Genomic DNA, 18,031 nt, shown 5'->3' with positions numbered 1-18,031 from the left:
TGTCACAAAAACTGTCACATGCACAATGATGAGCAAAAACTAGCGGCGGGTGATCGTGATTCCTGAAGTGATCAATTTAATTAACGCCAGGTTAGCAGCAGGCTATTAACTAATACAATTCGCAACACTCCGCAAAATCTCGGTATCCTTTACGAAATCTTATACTCAATGTCTTCTAGCGAACTTGGATTCACGATCGACATCTACGATACTAAACCTGGTTTTTCTCAATTCAACGCTTCACTCAATCGTCTGGTGAAGGGAATCAGTTTGCTTGTCGGAGTCCCATCGATCGCATTACCATTCCTAAAAATATGTCAAACGCAACCCTTAAAGGATTCGCTTCACTTCCTGCTGACACGTTTGCGCCTGGGCCTCAGGCGGGTAAAGATGTCGTTTCTACAAATCGTCCTTCTCCATTTTCAGGGCAGCCTGTACAGGGGTTTAGCGCCGTCCAATTTGCAGACAAAGAGACTCTCTGGTTTATGCCTGACAACGGGTTTGGAGCAAAGGGAAATAGCTCGGACTTCTTGCTGAGAATCTACCGCATCGATCCTAATTTTCGAGAAGTAGGCAGCGGTGACGGCAGTGTTAAAGTTTTAGATTTTATTCAACTGTCTGATCCTGACCAGAAAGCACCGTTCAAACTCACCAACAACGACACGTCAGAACGGTTGCTAACAGGAGCCGATTTTGATATTGAATCTTTTGTATTTGATGCGGACGGAACGATCTGGATTGGGGATGAATTCGGCCCTTACTTGCTCCACTTTGACACCAGCGGCAAGCTGCTCGATGCGCCTGTTCCCACGCCCAACTTTTTTAAGCTCAATACACTCAACGGACAAACGCCACTCGTTTTGGGTCACCGAGGCGCAAGTGGATTGCGTCCAGAACACACCTTGGCAAGCTATGAATTAGCGATCGAGCAAGGCGCTGACTTCATTGAGCCTGACGTAGTTTCAACCAAAGATGGAATCTTAATCGCACGGCACGAGAATGAGATTTCTGGCACCACGGATGTCGCTAATCGTCCTGAGTTTGCGAATCGCAAGACTACCAAAATGATTGACGGGGCTGCGGTCACTGGATGGTTTACTGAAGACTTCACGTTAGCAGAAATTAAAACGCTACGAGCGATAGAAAGATTACCATTCCGGGATCAGTCTTTTAATGGTTTGTTTGAAGTTCCGACATTGCAAGAAGTGATTGATCTGGCAAAGCGCAAAAGTGCTGAAACTGGGCGGACGATCGGCATTTATCCCGAAACCAAACACCCCACTTATTTCAGCAAGCCGACCTACGTTTCGACTGTGACCCCTGGGCCCCAATCGTTGGCGCTCGAAGAACCTCTAGTCGCAATTCTCAAAGAAAATGGCTGGGACAAAAAAGATTCCCCCGTTTTCATTCAGTCCTTTGAGGTGGGCAATCTCAAAAAGCTAAATCAGCTAATTGATGTGCCGTTAGTTCAGCTTCTCGACGCAGAAGATGTGAGACTCGACGGATCGCTGATTGAAATCAAACCCTACGATTTCGTCGTCAGTGGTGACCCACGCACCTATGCTGACCTGCGATCGCCCGATGGTCTCAAAGAAATCGCTACCTATGCCGACGGAATTGGCCCCTGGAAGCGGATGATTGTCTCGGTCAAAGGCGTGGATGCCAATGGGGACGGTCAAGCCGATGACGTGAACGCAGATGGAGCCGTGAACGACGCAGATAAAACCACCCTGCCTCCGACTTCTCTAGTCAAAGATGCTCACGCAGCAGGCTTACAGGTGCATCCCTACACCTTCCGCAACGAGGCGCGCTATCTAGCTGCCAACTACAATGGCAACCCTGAAGCTGAATTTAGACAATTCCTTCAATTGGGGGTCGATGCTTACTTTACCGATTTTCCCGGCACGGGTGACAAAGTACGCGATCAAGTGGTGGCTGATTTGGTGCGATCGCCCGACAATCCCGATGTCTTGGCAGGCACGAAACTAGCTAATCTTGGCGGTTCGAGAGGTTTTGAGGGAATGGCTGTGAGTCCCGATCGCTTGACGCTCTATCCGTTGCTCGAAGGCTTTGTGGTAGGCGATCCTGAGAATGCGCTGCGGATTCACGAATTTGATGTTGCCTCCAAGCAGTTCAAAGGGTTGGTCGGCTACTATCAGCTAGAATCAGCCAGCAATGCGATCGGCGATTTCACCGTGATCAATGCCACTGAATATTTGGTGATCGAACGTGATAACGCTCAGGGCGCAGCGGCTCAATTTAAGAAGATCTTCAAAGTGGATCTGTCAAAAAAAGATGCCAATGGGTTTGTGGCTAAAGAAGAAGTGGCTAACCTGCTGAATATTCAAGACCCCAATGATCTGAATCAAGACGGCAGCACCACCTTTAGATTTCCCTTCCAAACGATCGAGGATGTTTTGGTCATTGATGCGAATACTATTCTCGTTGCCAATGATAATAACTATCCATTTTCGATTGGCAGACCTCCAGCGATCGATAACAATGAGAGCATTCTACTCACCCTTGATCAGTCCTTAAACCTCGACCCACGGGTTGGTCTGGCGGGTGTGGGATTGCCAACCACATTAATTGAGGGAGGCGACGGAGACAACAAACTGTATGGCACTGCAAAAGATGAGTTGTTTGTTGCAGGAAACGGGAACAACACACTTTTTGGTGGCGGCGGTAATGATGTCTTCAATACTGGTGACGGCAACGATATTGCCTATGGAGGATCACAAAATGACACCTTCAATCTCAGCAACGGCAACAACAAAATCTACGCTGGCGAAGGTAATAATCGAGTCACGACTGGGAATGGTAAAGATCTCATTTACGCTGGCTCCGGAAATGACACGATTAACACAGGTGCAGGAGACGATCTAATCTATGGAGGTCAAGGCAACAATACGATCGCATCTGGTACAGGGAATGACACCGTTTATACCGGAAGCGGCAATGATCGATTCGTTTTGGATGCCGGAATGGGATCGGTGACGATTGTTGGATTTGGTTCTAACGATCGCATCAGTCGCGGTAGCGGTTTATCTGCCAACGCTGTATTGAATGTGACTGCAAGTGGATTGGATACCCTGGTTAGCAGTGGCGATGATCTGCTGGCAACGCTGAAATGGACACAGCCTAACGCCGTTACGATCGTCTAAATGTAACGAAAAAATAGCACTATCTGTAGGGATGTTCTGTCTGGCATTCCTACAGATTTTTAATGCTAAAGAGATTGTAGAAGTGATAGTAAACAATTGATAATGTCACGTTAACCTCATCACAACCTTTTTTGTCTCCAAATACGGTCACAATTGCATCAGGGAATTCCAGGTTAACAACTCTGTTACCAGCAACTATCATGACTGCAAGCTTACAAGCGAACGGATCTTCTCGTTTATTAATCTCTGAAATGACGGAGCAATCCACTTTAGAGCAGCTTCGACAAGGAACGATCGCACCTTCAAAGCTTCTAGCATTACTCACGCAGTATCGATTGTTGCCGCAGCTATTACGTGAGTTGATTATTGATCAAGCGATCGCTTCCTTAGCGTGCAGCTTTGAAGAAACGATCGCCGCCCGTCAGCAGTTTTATGAACAACGTCAGATTGTTGCGGAGAGCGATCGCCAGTCCTGGTTACAGCAAAATCATCTAACGCCCAGCCAACTCGAACAACTCATCACACGCAATCTTAAGATCGAAAAATTTAAGCAAGCAACTTGGGGCAATCACTTAGAATCTCATTTTCTACAGCGCAAAGCCCAACTCGACAAAGTGATTTATTCTCTGATTCGCGTCAGTGATGCAGGGGTAGCGCAAGAGCTTTTTTTTCGCATTCAAGACGGAGAGCAAACCTTTCCAGAACTCGCCCGTGAATACTCTCAAGGTCAAGAAGCCCAAACCGGCGGACTAATCGGCCCAATGGAGCTAAGTACGCCGCATCCCATTCTCGCCAAAATGCTGTCAGCCAGCCAACCCGGACAGCTTCTTCCTCCCACCCGCCTCAACGATTGGATTGTTATCGTCCGCCTCGAAAAATTTCTCCCCGCCCAGCTCGACGACTCCATGCGTCACCGCCTCCTCACCGAACTCTACGAAAGCTGGCTACAAACCAAAATCAACGAGGAATTGACCTTAAACTCCGAACTTTGAGCTTCTAAATGGTGCCTCCTGACTCCTCACCCCTCACTCCTGACTCCTCACCTCTTCATGACCTACACGACCAGCAGCACCCAAACTTTTCTCGCAACACTTGCGCCTTTTGATCAACTTTCAGAAGCCGCGATCGCCACCCTTGCCAACCAAACGCAGTTATTGCGCTACCGGATGGGACAGGTGATTTTGACGCGAGAACAAATGCCGGGTCAAATTTCGATTTTGTTTGAAGGACAAGTACGTTTGTTAGGGCACGATTTTCACGAACCCATTACGCTAGAACGGTCACAGCCCGGTGCTATTCTGGGATGGGTGAGTTGGATCAGAGGAATTGCTTGTGAAACTGCGATCGCTTCCACTGAAACAATCTGCATTACGCTTCCCATTGCAGCTTTTTTAACATTACTGAAACAAGAATCCAAAGTTTCTGATTACTTTTACAATCGTCCTTCTATCATCGAAGTATTCGACCTACTGACTATCGAACTTCAACGCCGCGCAGACAGCGAATTATTTTTACAACAAACAGGAGCCAAAACCCTTAAAGAACTCGCTCTAATTTTTTACCCACAGGCGATCGTTCACACGCCGCAGACCTCAAACGACTCCTACACCTGGCTAATTAGCAGCAAACCTACGTCTCCAGATCAGGCGATCGGCGATCGTATCACTCCCAATAGATCCAATCTGCGTCTCATCGGCTTTCCCAGCGCCCTGCTTGCCCCTTCAGCCGCTCCAATCGTCCCAACGCCCCCATTGCTTGAAGAAATTCCCTACGCGCCCGATCGCCCCCCTGAACCTGATCTAGCTTCCGTTAAGCAGAAGTATCCTCACGTCCGAGGTCACGGTGATTTGGAGTCGGCGATCGCTTGTTTTCAGATGTTGAGTCAGCATTTGAGACTTCCTTTTCGACGTGATGGCGTGCGGCGGGTACTGTCTAATCAGAAAGATCGCACTGGAAAATTGTCTCTGATGCACTGTGGAGCCGTTGCTGAATTGCTCGGACTGCAAGCCCAATTGGTAAAAGTGCCCGTGGGCGCGATCGGACGACTTCAGACACCCGCGATCGTGCAGTGGCGTGATTTTGCAGTGCTGTATGAAGTCACTCAAAAAACCATCGTTTTAGGTGTTCCAGAAGCGGGAATTTTGCGACGAAAACCAGAAGATTTAGCATCAGATTCAGAGCCGTCTGAAACGATCGAAGTTCTGCTATTACAACCGACTAAAAGCGCGCCTACAGGGAAGTTTGGCTTAAGTTGGTTTTTACCTTCGCTATACAAATATCGTCGTATTCTAATTGAGGTTTTTGTTGCATCCTTTTTCGTCCAGCTATTCGGTCTAGCGAATCCGTTAATGACTCAGGTAATTATCGATAAAGTGCTGGTGCAAAATAGTGCCGATACGTTGCGGGTGTTGGGTGTCTTTCTAATCGTTATTGCCGTCTTTGAAGGAATTCTTACCAGTTTACGGACTTATCTCTTTGTTGATACAACCAATCGAATTGATTTAGCGCTGGGTTCCGAAATCATCGATCATCTGTTGCGGTTACCGTTGCGATATTTTGAGCGGCGACCTGTCGGAGAGTTAGCCACCCGAATCAACGAGCTAGAAAATATCCGTCAATTTCTAACCGGAACCGCGTTAACCGTTGTGTTAGATGCCGTGTTCTCTGTGATATACATCGTTGTGATGTTTATTTATAGCTGGCTATTAACACTAGTGGCTTTAGCCACGTTACCTTTATTTGCAGCATTAACCGCAATTACGTCTCCGATCGTGCGTCGTCAACTGCGCGTCAAAGCCGAACGAAACGCCGAAGCCCAATCGCATCTGGTCGAGGTGCTGTCCGGCATTCAGACGGTGAAGGCTCAAAATATCGAACTGCGATCGCGCTGGCAGTGGCAAGAACGATACGCCCGTTACGTGAGTGCTGGGTTTAGGACGGTTCTCACCTTTACGGCAGCCAGTTCTACAAGTAATTTTCTCAATCAACTGTCAGGATTGCTCGTGCTATGGGTGGGCGCTTATCTGGTGCTACAGGGGCAAATTACACTGGGTCAATTGATTGCCTTTCGGATCATTGCAGGCTACGTCACAAGTCCACTACTGCGTCTCACTCAACTTTGGCAAAACTTCCAGGAAACCGCCCTGTCTTTAGAGCGTCTCAGCGACATTTTAGATACGCCGCTCGAAGCGACGGAGGTCGATCGCCAAAATATTCCCATGCCAGTCATTCAGGGCACCGTCAAATATGAAAATGTGTCATTTCGCTTTAATCCGACAGGGCCACTTCAATTAAACAATGTCAGTTTAGAATTTCCGGCAGGCTCATTTGTCGGCGTAGTGGGGCAAAGTGGATCGGGCAAAAGTACCTTGATGAAGCTGTTGCCGCGCCTCTATCCCCTGGAGTCGGGTCGCATTCTCATCGACCAATACGACATTAACAAAGTTGAGCTTTACTCACTCAGACGACAGATTGGAATCGTTCCGCAAGACACTTTATTATTTGAGGGCACCATTCAAGAAAACATTGCGTTGAATTATCCAGACGCAACCGCCGAAGAAATTATTAACGCTGCAAAGATTGCGGCCGCGCATGACTTTATTATGGATCTGGCGAATGGCTATAACACTAGAGTCGGTGAACGCGGATCATCACTATCGGGTGGCCAACGACAACGGATTGCGATCGCTCGTACCATTCTTCAAAATCCCCGCTTACTCATTCTCGACGAAGCCACCAGCGCCCTAGATTACGAATCAGAACGTCAAGTCTGTCTCAATCTGGCACAGGCTTTTAGAGGTCGCACCGTCTTTTTTATTACCCATCGTCTCAGCACCATTCGCAACGCAGACACCATTCTTTTACTCGATCAAGGTTTGGTTGCCGAGCAGGGCACTCATGCCGACTTAATTTCACTCAAAGGTCGATATTTTTGCCTTTACCAACAGCAGGAGGCGGCTAGTGTATGACGACTCAGTTTGACCAGCCTGTTATTCTACAGCGATCGCCCTTCCTCTCGCGTGCGATCGTTTGGGGCATTGTCAGTGTCACCACATTTAGTTTGGTCTGGGCCGGTGTGGCCAAAGTTGAGGAAGCCATTCCCGCGACCGGAAAACTCGAACCTCAAGGGTCAGTTAAAGAAATTCAAGCTCCTGTAAATGGCGTGGTGAAGGCGGTCTATGTCAAAGAAGGTCAGTCGGTAAACCAGGGAGATTTGCTCCTGACGTTAGATTCCACTAGCGCACAGGCACAGCTAACTTCATTACAAAAAATTCGGACTGGATTGATCCAAGAAAAGCAGTTTTATCAAGCAGCAATTGCAGGTTCCATGACCCAAATAGACGAAACAGTGAGGTCGCCAGAATTAGCAGCGTTGACCAAAAATCGTTTGGGATTGGTGTCAGAAAATCAACTCTATCGATCGCAACTCAACGATTCATCAAGCAATCTAACCGCCGACCAACAACTGCGTTTGCGCGCCAGTCAGCAAGAAAAAACATCTCGAACGGCAACTGCACAACTCGAAACCGAACAGCTAAAACGTCAGCTTCAACAAACTCAGACTAGACTTGCCAGCGCCCAAGATATTGCAGCCATTAACCAGGGAATCAACCGCGACCTTGAACCCGTCGCCAGAGAAGGCGGCATTTCTCGGATTCAGTTTCTCAAACAGCAGCAAGAACTGAGAACCAATCAAGCCGAAGTGACTCAACTCATACAGGAAGAGGAGCGTCTAAAGCTGGCGATCGCTCAGTCTGATCAACGCCTCAAAAATACGATCGCCCTCTCGACTCAGGATATATGGGTAAAAATTACAGACAACGAAAAGAAAATTGCCGAAATTGACAGTCAGTTAAATAAAGCGATCGTCGAAAACCAAAAGAAAATTACTGAAATCGATGGTCAACTCAGCCAAACTCAAGTCACCTTAAAGTATCAAGAGCTTCGCGCCCCCGCCGCCGGCACAATATTCGACCTCAAAGCAGCTAATCCGGGATTTGTCGTTAGCTCGACCGAGCCGATTCTCAAAGTCGTGCCCAACAACGCGCTCACCGCCAAAATTTTCATCACCAACCAGGACATCGGGTTTGTCAAAGAAGGAATGCCCGTGGACGTGAGAATCGATTCCTTCCCGTTTAACGAGTTTGGCGACATCAAAGGGCAGTTAGTGGCGATCGGCTCTGATGCGCTGCCCCCGACCCAGATTCGTCCGTTTTACAGCTTTCCAGCGACGATTCGCCTCGATCAACAATCGCTCACCATCCAAGGTCGTACTATTCGGCTCCAGTCGGGCATGTCTTTGACGGTCAATATTAAAGTGCGTCAGCGCCCCGTGATCAACATCCTCCTTGATGGAATGCTGCAAAAAGTCGAGAGCGTAAAATCTGCTCGCTAAAGAAAAGATGGAGACCGAAGACTTTAGACGATCGCCAATGTCCCATGTCCATGTCCAATCTTTAGAACCTAGAGTCCAATGTTTAGAATTCACGCAGTTGTTTTTACTGATTGCTAAACAGTTTGGCGATCTAATTTCTAAAAAGTTCTTAATTAGAAGAAATGGGTAAATTGTGCAATACGTAAGTGTTTTAAAAGGGAATAGAGTAAATTTACAGAAAGATGCTACGTCATTTGTATTAAATAATTGAAATAACCGTCAAATTGCTGAAAAAATCTTGTTTTTTTGCCTAATGATTAGTTAATTCTACGAATTTAACGCAATCACGTTTTAATTGATATTAACTTCAAATCACATCGTGATCTCCGTCACATAGCAGGAGCTTTTACGTAAAGATTTCATGAACTAAGCATCAATTTGTTTAAGAATTCTGTTTGAATTAGTTAACTTGCAAATAACTCCGTAATTACTCGGTACAATCAGAAGCGAAATCATAAATCAGCGGTTGCCATCAAAAATTCAACTTAAGGAGTTGGAACTGAAACTTTGAACCTGTGGAAACTTAAATCCACAACTTGCCAAACCCTACAGTCCCAACTTAAGCATCTCAGTGCTGTAATCTACCAGAAATCACTCAAGCAATATCACTCGGAATATTCGTTTGAGAAGCAGCATCTACCGAACTTTGCCAATATTGATGGATTAATTGCTCTAGCTCACCTCGTTGAATCTCTGTCCCGATCGTCACGTTCCCCGGTGTTTCAAAAAAAATGGTGCTGAAGATTGTATTCATCGCCAGCATTTGAAACAGAATGTCTACGACCGGAACAGGTAGCGCAATCAAGTTGGGATCAGAGCGGGAAAAGGAACCTGCGGACACGTCTTTGAGCGTCGGGAAAGCGTAAATCACGTTCTTCTCTACTTCCGTTTGGGTACGATGACTCAAAGTAAACATCACCCAATCGTTATCTAGCGTTTGCATCACGTAATACTCCAGATGACGCAAGCGACCAGCCAGCAACTTAAGCACAGGAGCGATCGACTCAATCAGCTGAGGCGTATTTCCATCCTGCGGCGCACCCTTGATGAGTGCCTGAACTTGTTGGTCTAGATCCATTTCACCAATCCATCTAAATTTCAGGGGTTTCTTCTACCTACATTCATTGTGATCGATACCTCGTCAAAACCAAATTGAGAGTAAGCAATTGATTTGTAAGACACTAGAAATCGTGGGGGATGTCTGCCAGAGCGTGGATGCCATCTTTGAACTTCTGTTAAGCGAACTGCAACAAGCAACCAATGCCTCAGAGCAAAATTGCCGTGATGTTGCCGATCGCTTGACCCAAGAGGTGGTCAGAATCTGCTCTGAAAGCAAACGCATTCAAGCCTCCGGAGAAGCAGACGCTTGGGCAACGGCGCTGGCTCGGCATCGGCTAGAGCAATGTTTGGGCTACTACCGACTCGGCTCTCGGCGTGGTCGGGTAGAGCTACACAGCAACCTCAGCGCGGTCGTTTATCGCTATATCAATCCCATCCAAAGTCAGTCCAGCTATCAAGCTCGATTGACGCTGATCGAAGACTTTTTACAAGGCTTTTATGTCGAAGCCCTCACCGCTTTTCGTCGAGAAACGCAGGTCGGCTCGATGTATACGCCCAAATCACTGCTAGATCTAGCTGAGTACATGGCGTTTTCTGAGCGCTACGGCAAACGGCGAATCCCCCTTCCCGGCAACCGTAACCAGCAATTGATCATTCTCAGAGCACAAACCTTTTCTCAACAGCAGCCTTCCGAGACCCTGGTTGATATGGAGCGGGCAGCCGAGGGCACACTGTCAGAGTCCGAAACGCCCTGGAATGTGGCCTCGATTCAGCAGGTTCGTGAGCAGATGGTGGCTCAAGAGCCAGAAATTGAAGAAGACACGCTGCGGCAGACGGTGATCAAAGAGTTGATTGCCTATCTCGAAGAACGCAAGCAAAATGATTGTATTGACTACTTTACGCTGCGTCTGAGAGATCTGCCCGCCAACGAAATCGAGCAAATTTTGGGGCTAACGTCTCGTCAGCGCGATTATCTTCAGCAGCGATTTAAATATCACCTGATTCGATTTGCCTTCTCCAGCAATTGGGAACTGGTACATCAGTGGCTAGAGGCTGACCTGGAGCGCAATCTGGGACTATCAAATCGACAGTGGCAGACGCTACACGACAAAATCACGACTCAGCAAGGCGAATTGTTGAAGCTGAAGCAGGAACGGGCAACCGATGCTACGATCGCGCAATCGCTGGGTTGTACGGTCAATCAAGTCCAAAAACAGTGGTATAAACTTCTGGAAATCGCTTGGGAAATTCGTAATGACCAAGATTCCGGAGGAAGTTCAACTCCTGATGAATAGGGTGTTATCAAATGGATTACGACTCAGAGGCTAAACAAAGAAGTTACCTGAAGTTATTGCAAGAACTGGGTTTGACGAATCCTGCCGATCTCGAAAGCATTGATCCCCTGATCCTTGCCGACCTCGCAGAAGACGCAACTCATTCACAAGACTTTACATCGGAGGTCTCTGAGTCGAGCCAACCCAACCTCTTCAAGGAGGATATGTTACTAAAACCGGGAGAGATACCTGCTGTGCAAGACCGTTTTCATGCGCTGCTGAAACGTCGCCTTCAACTTGAAATTCAACAAAAGCCGCCGCTGTTTCCGTGGGAGAAAGAAATTTCTGACTACCGATTGGAGCCAGCGAGCGTCACCAGTCCTGTGTTCTCAACAGCCTCATTGTGGATGGCTCAACTCCGCAATCTCAGTCTGCCTGTTGCCCTGCCCGAAACCGTTTTGGTGCAGCTTTTAGAACGGTGTGAAGCGGTGGTTTTGTCTTCTTTGCGCGAGGGGGCAAAACTCGTCAAGGCGGTAGATGCTCTGTTTCCAGGGCAGACTCAACTGCTTAACGATGTCGCTAGATTAGTCACAGTGGCTCCGGCCCGTTCTGCGGGGACGCTCTTACCCGAAACTGACCTACCCACTAGCTTTGACGATGCGATCGAGCCTCAACAAATGGCCTTGTCGATGATGGCAGTCCGTGAAATTTTGGGGTCTCTGACGCTAACCGTCACACCCAGTCAACCCAAAGTCGATCGACAATGGCTAACCGATCAAGGGCTGCTGACCTTGCAGGCTGAATATCAACTCAGTCAAGGATCGGTGCGGCTCAAGGTAGAAGCAGATCTCCCTTGTGGTGGCAGCCTACAGTTGCAGGGTGAAGAATGGCAAGCCTTAGCCGATCGTCCGGATGCAGGCCGTCTCAATCTAGAGTTACGGGATTTATCTCCCAATAAAACCTACCCATTAGAAGTACAGCTAGGTGAACAAGACAAGCTTGTTTTTGCGATTTCTCCGATGAGCGTGGGATAAAAAATAACGGACGGTAAAGGGTGAATGTTTTCTCAATCAGGTGAAGCATTCTAGTCCTCCAGGTGCAAAGTAGATGCCGTGGTCAGTTGTGGTTCACCCTTTACCGTTTCTCAAGTAATGGATTAGTCCGTTGAATAATATTCATTGAGTTGAACCACGATCGTTTGTGTTCAACTTTTTTTGTGCTGTGTTTGAGGAGCAGAAAAGAGGACTCAAGACTAAAGGCTCTAAATGCTTTTCGGCCCAAAGTCTAAAGTCCAAAGCTTACGGAACTACACAGTCTCCGATCGCGCTAATTGGCAACCCCGACTGAATCACAGGCGGGCCAGCATTCCCCAGCGTGTCAGCCTGGAAGGTTGTCCCAGTTCCTCGTCCCACAATGAGCGGACTGTCACTGGTGTTGTTGTTTAACTTGAGACAGACCCCGCTGTTTCCAGTAGATTGAGCATTGAAGCCGGGGGCGGCATTTTGGGCAAACGTGTTAAATCGGACGTTAGCAAAGATGCGGGCATTGTCCAAGCTGACCATCCCAATCCCGGCAAATCCGTTGGTAAACGTTGCATTGCCGCGAAGTTGGTTGCCCTGCATTGAGATCTGAAGCGCTGCGTTGTTAAAAGCCACCACGATGATGCCGCCGCCTTCTTGTCCTGGAGGGCCTTCGCCCACATTGCCGATCGCCGTATTGTTATTGACGATCGCAACGCCTTGAACTGTCCCGACAGGCGGCGGAGGCAGAATAATCGGATTGGGCGGTGGAGGGGGCGGATTCAAGCCAACGTTGACTTCGATTCCATTCCGGCGATTGTTGTTGGCTGTGTTGTTGAGAATGTTGAAGGTTCCTTTACCCTGATTGGCGACAAAGGCAAAGATTCCGTTTTGTTCGTTGTTGATCGCCGTGTTGTTAGAAATCGTGGTGATGTTCTCGGCTCGTTCTTGTGCGCCGACAAAGATGCCATGTCCACTGGGGAATCCAGGCGGATCAATGTTGGGATTAAGTCGGTTGCGCGAAACGGTGTTGCCAGAGATGAAGCCAATTTCTTTGCTCGATTGTCTTGCTCCAAAAAATAAACCAATCCCCAAGTTATTTGTCGCAGTGTTGTTGAGAATGTTGGCACGCACGATCGAAGTATCTTCTGATCCGATAAACAACCCATTACTTTCGTTGTCTCGAATCATATTGTTAGCGACGGTCACTTCAACTCGTCCGTTGTTAAAAGTTCCGATGCGAATTGCACCATCTTGACCGATTGTTGATTGATTTGTAGTGACAGTATTGTTGGCAACGTTAGCGTTTAACTGAGCGTCATCGAGCGTGAAGATTTTGATTCCCGATGCGATCGTATCAGCCGTTGAATTATCAGTTACCGTTGCTGTAGTTTGTGCGGTTCCTCGGCTTCTAACAAAAATGCCTTCGGCTCTGGTATCCGTGATGGTGTTACGAGCGATCGTAAGATTGACGGGCACTGAGTCATTTTCAACGCTGATTCCTGGAGCAACGCCATTCATAGTTGGAATCACGTTATCGGTAATCGAGACATTTCCTGAAACGTTGTTTGCAGCGATCGCTGACCCAGTATCAGGCGTGATCCGAAAACCAGACAACGCTGAATCGCTACCGAGCGTAATCGTACTCGTCACATTTGGCAAAACTCCGCTCCCCGACTGAGGGAGAAGGACACGATCGCTCTGCGCCGTTCTAACAGTTTGGGGCACCGCATTAGACAACACGCTGACACCCGCTGGGACTGTAAACCCTGCAACTCCAGGATTAGTGCCAGAACGCACGTACACCACCCCATTCGAGGCTGAATTTAAAGCTTGATTGACCGTCCCAAACGGACTCTCGACCGTCCCGTTTCCGCCCGCCGTTCCTAACTCAACGTGAACCACTTGCAAAGGCTGATTAGTTCCGGGTGCCAAAGCAATTACGCGATCGCGATCTTGCTGTTCATCTACAGTGACACTCATCGTCCGCTCGACAGAACTGCCCAACCGAGACACGATCGTCAGATTGCGGTCTTCTCCTCGCGCTGCATTTCCAGGAAAACTCAGTCCCACATTGACAAACGCTCTCGTGTCAAATAGAGAATCGTGCTGAACGGTGAAGCCGATCGCCGCAAACTCATTGATCTTTGCCGCCAACCGCACTCGCCCCCCCAACGCATCATCGCCCTCATTGCCTGCGTAGTAATACAATCCCGCATAGCCGCGCAGAGAGCCACTTTGTCCGAGGTTGGTCAGCTTGCGCCCATACTCCACATCCACCCCAGCCAGTCCCGCTTCATATTGACGAAAGCGATCGAGAACCAGTGAGTTTTGCTGAAAGGTCGCTCCACGATATGCTTCTCCTAACTGATTGCGCGTTGCCCCGATCGGCACATAAACATTCGCTCGCGCCTCCCAGTCTTCACCCAAAGTTTCAACGCCTGCACCCAGTTGATGAAAGAAGCTGTTGCCTGTGTCGCGATTGTCATAGGCCAAGTAGCCACCCAAAATGCGCTGGTTTTGAGGATTTAAGGCGCGGTAGCCGACGAGAAAGTTGCCACCAAAGGCGCGATTTTCGGTGTCGTAAAGCGCACGTCCTTCCAAGAATGTGATCCGCTGAGCAGGCGTTTGCGACAGGGGAATAAAGCCTTCAACGCCAACCACCTGATTGATTCCTGCGCCTTGACTGTTGTAGCGAACCCCGATTCGAGGCGAGAACGTGGGCACAGGGGGCGGGGGAAGTGTGGCAGTGGGAGGAGCTACAGGAGGCGTAGCGGTTTGGGCGACCTTAGAGGCATCCGTCGTTTTGGGTTTGATCGCTTCAACAGATTCTGGAGCAGGCTTGCTGGGCTTGACTGTCTCAAAAGCGGGATGCTTCCACACCTCGTTAACGTAGAATGCCCGCTCAAAGGCTTTGTGGGGCGACACGGATTGAGTTGGGGTCTGGGCTGCCGCAGCGGGCGCAAGGGCGATTAGTCCCCAGGAGATTAGAGTGATATATCGGGTAAATGGTGACATTGAGAATCCTCACACAATGCTTAGAAGGATGTTTAGAAGAGTGCTTGAACAAAGCGCGATCGAGTTACAGAGTTGAGTAGTCACAAACAGGTTTCCTCAAACGCCTGTCCAAAACGCTGTTCCACAAAAATTCATGCAGGCAATTAGCTGTCGAGAAGTTAGAAGCTGCCTAAAACTGGGTTGAAGCAAGACCTCTTCTGTTTCTTAAAGCTTGAGAATTTTTCAACTCAGCCAACAAACTTTGAGAGGTGCCCAACGTTGCCTCCTACGCCTCCTACTATGTATTTTTTATGTATTTTTTCTTAAGCCGCCTTTTGACTGAGTTGATGTATCCGTGAAAATACTGTTTAACCTGGCGGCGAACTGCGTCAACAGAAACACCACTACGTGACTTTAGCAAGAACTATCAAAAGTATACCCGCGAATCACTGAGATGCTATTTAAGAAAATAAAGTTGACCAAGGTCGAGGACTGGTGGAAGCACGATCGACACTTAAGCAATCATGCCCCTAATTTTTGGCACGTAAGCAAATGCAGCGATCGACACCTTATATAATCAGGAAGATATCCGACTATTTACTGACAAAGCCAGCCTCAAATAGCCTGTTTAACTCGCTTCTAAAAAGTCAAAATTTAACGATCGGGTTGCCCAACTGCCTCGATCGCCGCTTCTAATGCGATGGCGATGTGAGTCCAGTGAGTCCCACCCTGACAGAAAACAACATACGGATCTCTTAGTGGCCCATCCGCCGAAAATTCTGAAGTGCTGCCGTCGATAAAGGTGCCCCCTGCCATCACCAGTTCGCTCTCGTAGCCATGCATTTCGCCAGGAACCGGATCGAGATAGGAACCGATCGGCGAATTTTGCTGAATCGATCGACAGAACGCAATAATCTTTTCGGGTGAACCCAGCTTGATCGCCTGAATCACGTCTCTGCGAGGTTCCATCGGTCGAGGATTTACCAAATAGCCCAACTGCTCAAACACGTAAGCCGTCAAATGGTTGCCCTTCACCGCTTCACCCACCATCTGAGGCGCGAGAAAAAGTCCCTGAAAGAGCAGCCGATTTTGATCAAAGGTTGCTCCACCAAAGCTGCCAATCCCCGGAGCTGTCAACCGACAGGCGGCCGCCTCAACCAGATCGGCCCGACCAGCCACATAGCCGCCTGCGGTGACGATCGTGCCCCCTGGATTTTTGATCAGCGATCCCGCCATTAGATCAGCCCCTACCGCCGTTGGTTCTCGATCTTCGACAAATTCGCCATAGCAGTTATCAACAAAGCAGACCGTCTGAGGATTTTGCTGTTTGACGATGTAAACAATTTTTTCGATGTCAGAAATCGACAAACTGGGTCGCCAGGAATAGCCGCACGATCGCTGAATCGACACCAAACGAGTATTGGGATTGATCGCATGTTGTAATCGATGCCAATCGATGGTGCCCTCTGGAGTCAAGTCTAACTGTCGATAGTCAATCCCAAATTCCTTAAGCGAACCTTGCCCCGTGCCCCGCAAGCCGATCACTTCTTCTAACGTGTCATAAGGGGGCCCCGCCACCGCCAACATTTCGTCCCCTGGACGTAGAACACCATATAGGGCAGACGCGATCGCATGAGTTCCCGAAACAAACTGAACCCTGACTGCGGCTGCTTCTGCGCCCACAATTTCGGCAAAGACGCGATCCAAAACCTGCCGCCCCAAATCGTCGTGTCCATAACCCGAAACGCTAGAAAAATGATGCACCCCGACTCGATGATTTCGATAGGCCGCCAAAACTCGTTTCAGATTTTCCTTGACCTGAGAGTCAATACCAGAAAAAATCGGGATCAGTGCTTGTTCTGCTTGTCGCAGCTTTGTCGAGCTATCCATCTGCCTTTTGTGGGTGAGAACGCTAAAGTGAAGTTTGCGAGTCGGTTTAACCTGCCTGGACAGCCTGTTCACCAGATCGGAGACATCGGGAACTCATTATACGGCCCTGCTCCCCTTGACGACAGCGCTTCCCATTCAGGTCACTTCTTCGTACAGACTATAGGCACTGTATTCAAAATATCGAGACAACTGCATGACTGTCGCAACTTCAAAACAACTTCGCTTAGATATGCCCGTCATTTTATTTATGGCTGCGGTGCATATTGGGGCGCTCTTTGCGCTCTTGCCGAGCAACTTTAGCTGGGCAGCCGTGGGTGTAGCGGTTTTTCTACACTGGGTTACAGGTGGTTTGGGGATTACATTGGGATTTCATCGTCTGGTGACACATCGGAGTTTTCAGACTCCCAAATGGTTGGAGTATTTTTTGGTGTTTTGTGGAGCGCTTTCTTGCCAGGGTGCGCCGATCGACTGGATTGGGATGCACCGGATGCACCACTTACATTCTGATCAAGCGGCTGATCCCCACGATTCCAACAAAGGTTTCTGGTGGAGCCACATGGGTTGGATGCTCTATGAAGTTCCTTGTAGAGACGAAATTGGCCGATACACCAAAGACATTGCTAACGATCCGTTTTATCTCTTTTTGCAAAAGTTTTTCTTTCCGATTCAAATCGGTTTAGGCATCATTCTTTATTTGCTGGGTGGTTGGCCCTTTGTGGTGTGGGGCGTGTTTGTCAGACTGGTGGCGGTGTTTCATTGCACCTGGTTTGTCAACAGCGCGACACACAAGTTTGGTTATCAGACTTATGAGTCAGGCGATCACTCCAAAAATTGCTGGTGGGTGGCGATCTTGACCTATGGCGAAGGCTGGCACAACAACCACCACGCTTACCAATTTTCGGCTCGTCACGGCATCAAGTGGTGGGAAATCGACATGACCTGGATGACGATCCAGCTACTACAAGCTCTGGGATTAGCAACCAAGGTCAAACTGGCAGGCGACGAGTAGAAAGCGGACTGTGAGAATCGCGATCGATTTTCCATCGCACTGTTGAACTACTTTTGAACTAATGACTGAGTGTAGAGGCAATCTTTGACCACCCTAAAACTTTTGGGTATGAGAGAAAATTGCCTCTACGTTAACGTGAATTCGATGGAATTTTCTCGCTTCGTTATTCAGCACTTCTGCCCCCC

At 48.5% G+C, this 18,031-nt stretch carries 10 protein-coding genes; 7 read left to right on the top strand and 3 right to left on the bottom strand.

Features of this window, described 5'->3' with window-relative positions; genetic code table 11:
- Positions 1-314: 314 nt before the first annotated feature.
- From ACKFKF_RS09155 to ACKFKF_RS09140, 4 genes are all read left to right on the top strand, one after another.
- Positions 315-3,164, top strand: coding sequence for an esterase-like activity of phytase family protein (locus tag ACKFKF_RS09155; RefSeq protein ID WP_446867442.1), 2,850 nt, complete (start codon positions 315-317; stop codon positions 3,162-3,164).
- 200 nt (positions 3,165-3,364) lie between these two features.
- Positions 3,365-4,156: a peptidylprolyl isomerase gene (locus ACKFKF_RS09150; RefSeq protein WP_446867441.1), complete on the top strand. Its 792-nt coding sequence runs from the start codon at positions 3,365-3,367 to the stop codon at positions 4,154-4,156.
- 57 nt (positions 4,157-4,213) lie between these two features.
- On the top strand, positions 4,214-7,132 hold the full coding sequence (locus tag ACKFKF_RS09145; RefSeq protein WP_446867440.1) for a peptidase domain-containing ABC transporter: 2,919 nt from the start codon (positions 4,214-4,216) through the stop codon (positions 7,130-7,132).
- On the top strand, positions 7,129-8,559 hold the full coding sequence (locus ACKFKF_RS09140; protein WP_446867439.1) for an HlyD family efflux transporter periplasmic adaptor subunit: 1,431 nt from the start codon (positions 7,129-7,131) through the stop codon (positions 8,557-8,559). Before ACKFKF_RS09145 ends, ACKFKF_RS09140 begins: the two co-directional genes overlap by 4 nt.
- A gap of 634 nt (positions 8,560-9,193) precedes the next feature.
- Here the strand turns inward: ACKFKF_RS09140 and ACKFKF_RS09135 are convergent.
- A complete protein-coding gene (locus tag ACKFKF_RS09135) occupies positions 9,194-9,676 on the bottom strand; it encodes a hypothetical protein (RefSeq protein ID WP_446867438.1) in 483 nt (160 codons plus the stop codon).
- 88 nt (positions 9,677-9,764) lie between these two features.
- Here ACKFKF_RS09135 and hetZ point away from each other — a divergent pair, with 88 nt between their 5' ends.
- Positions 9,765-10,952, top strand: coding sequence for a heterocyst differentiation protein HetZ (gene hetZ, locus ACKFKF_RS09130; RefSeq protein ID WP_446867437.1), 1,188 nt, complete (start codon positions 9,765-9,767; stop codon positions 10,950-10,952).
- A gap of 11 nt (positions 10,953-10,963) precedes the next feature.
- Complete coding sequence (locus ACKFKF_RS09125) at positions 10,964-11,965, top strand: PatU (protein ID WP_446867436.1); 1,002 nt, start codon at positions 10,964-10,966, stop codon at positions 11,963-11,965.
- Positions 11,966-12,229: 264 nt separating this feature from the next.
- Here the strand turns inward: ACKFKF_RS09125 and ACKFKF_RS09120 are convergent, their stop codons facing one another.
- Together ACKFKF_RS09120 and ACKFKF_RS09115 are read right to left on the bottom strand one after the other, a co-directional pair.
- On the bottom strand, positions 12,230-14,968 hold the full coding sequence (locus ACKFKF_RS09120; protein WP_446867435.1) for a right-handed parallel beta-helix repeat-containing protein: 2,739 nt from the start codon (positions 14,966-14,968) through the stop codon (positions 12,230-12,232).
- A gap of 633 nt (positions 14,969-15,601) precedes the next feature.
- The gene (locus tag ACKFKF_RS09115; RefSeq protein ID WP_446867434.1) at positions 15,602-16,837 is read right to left on the bottom strand and encodes a methionine gamma-lyase family protein; all 1,236 of its coding nucleotides are present in this window, start codon (positions 16,835-16,837) and stop codon (positions 15,602-15,604) included.
- A gap of 193 nt (positions 16,838-17,030) precedes the next feature.
- Between ACKFKF_RS09115 and ACKFKF_RS09110 the strand changes: the two genes are divergently transcribed.
- Positions 17,031-17,846, top strand: coding sequence for an acyl-CoA desaturase (locus tag ACKFKF_RS09110; protein WP_446856410.1), 816 nt, complete (start codon positions 17,031-17,033; stop codon positions 17,844-17,846).
- Positions 17,847-18,031 lie beyond the last annotated feature (185 nt).

Source organism: Phormidesmis sp. 146-12 (assembly GCF_052939495.1).
The sequence above is the reverse complement of the archived record's forward strand: the minus strand, read 5'-3'. Positions and strand labels throughout refer to the sequence as shown.

Excerpts from the sequence above, each read along its gene's own strand:
- ACKFKF_RS09110 (WP_446856410.1), top strand. The coding sequence starts at position 17,031 with ATGACTGTCGCAACTTCAAAACAACTTCGCTTAGATATGCCCGTCATT.
- ACKFKF_RS09155 (WP_446867442.1), top strand. The coding sequence starts at position 315 with ATGTCAAACGCAACCCTTAAAGGATTCGCTTCACTTCCTGCTGACACG.
- ACKFKF_RS09145 (WP_446867440.1), top strand. The coding sequence starts at position 4,214 with ATGACCTACACGACCAGCAGCACCCAAACTTTTCTCGCAACACTTGCG.
- ACKFKF_RS09115 (WP_446867434.1), bottom strand. The coding sequence starts at position 16,837 with ATGGATAGCTCGACAAAGCTGCGACAAGCAGAACAAGCACTGATCCCG.
- ACKFKF_RS09150 (WP_446867441.1), top strand. The coding sequence starts at position 3,365 with ATGACTGCAAGCTTACAAGCGAACGGATCTTCTCGTTTATTAATCTCT.
- ACKFKF_RS09135 (WP_446867438.1), bottom strand. The coding sequence starts at position 9,676 with ATGGATCTAGACCAACAAGTTCAGGCACTCATCAAGGGTGCGCCGCAG.
- ACKFKF_RS09120 (WP_446867435.1), bottom strand. The coding sequence starts at position 14,968 with ATGTCACCATTTACCCGATATATCACTCTAATCTCCTGGGGACTAATC.
- ACKFKF_RS09140 (WP_446867439.1), top strand. The coding sequence starts at position 7,129 with ATGACGACTCAGTTTGACCAGCCTGTTATTCTACAGCGATCGCCCTTC.
- ACKFKF_RS09125 (WP_446867436.1), top strand. The coding sequence starts at position 10,964 with ATGGATTACGACTCAGAGGCTAAACAAAGAAGTTACCTGAAGTTATTG.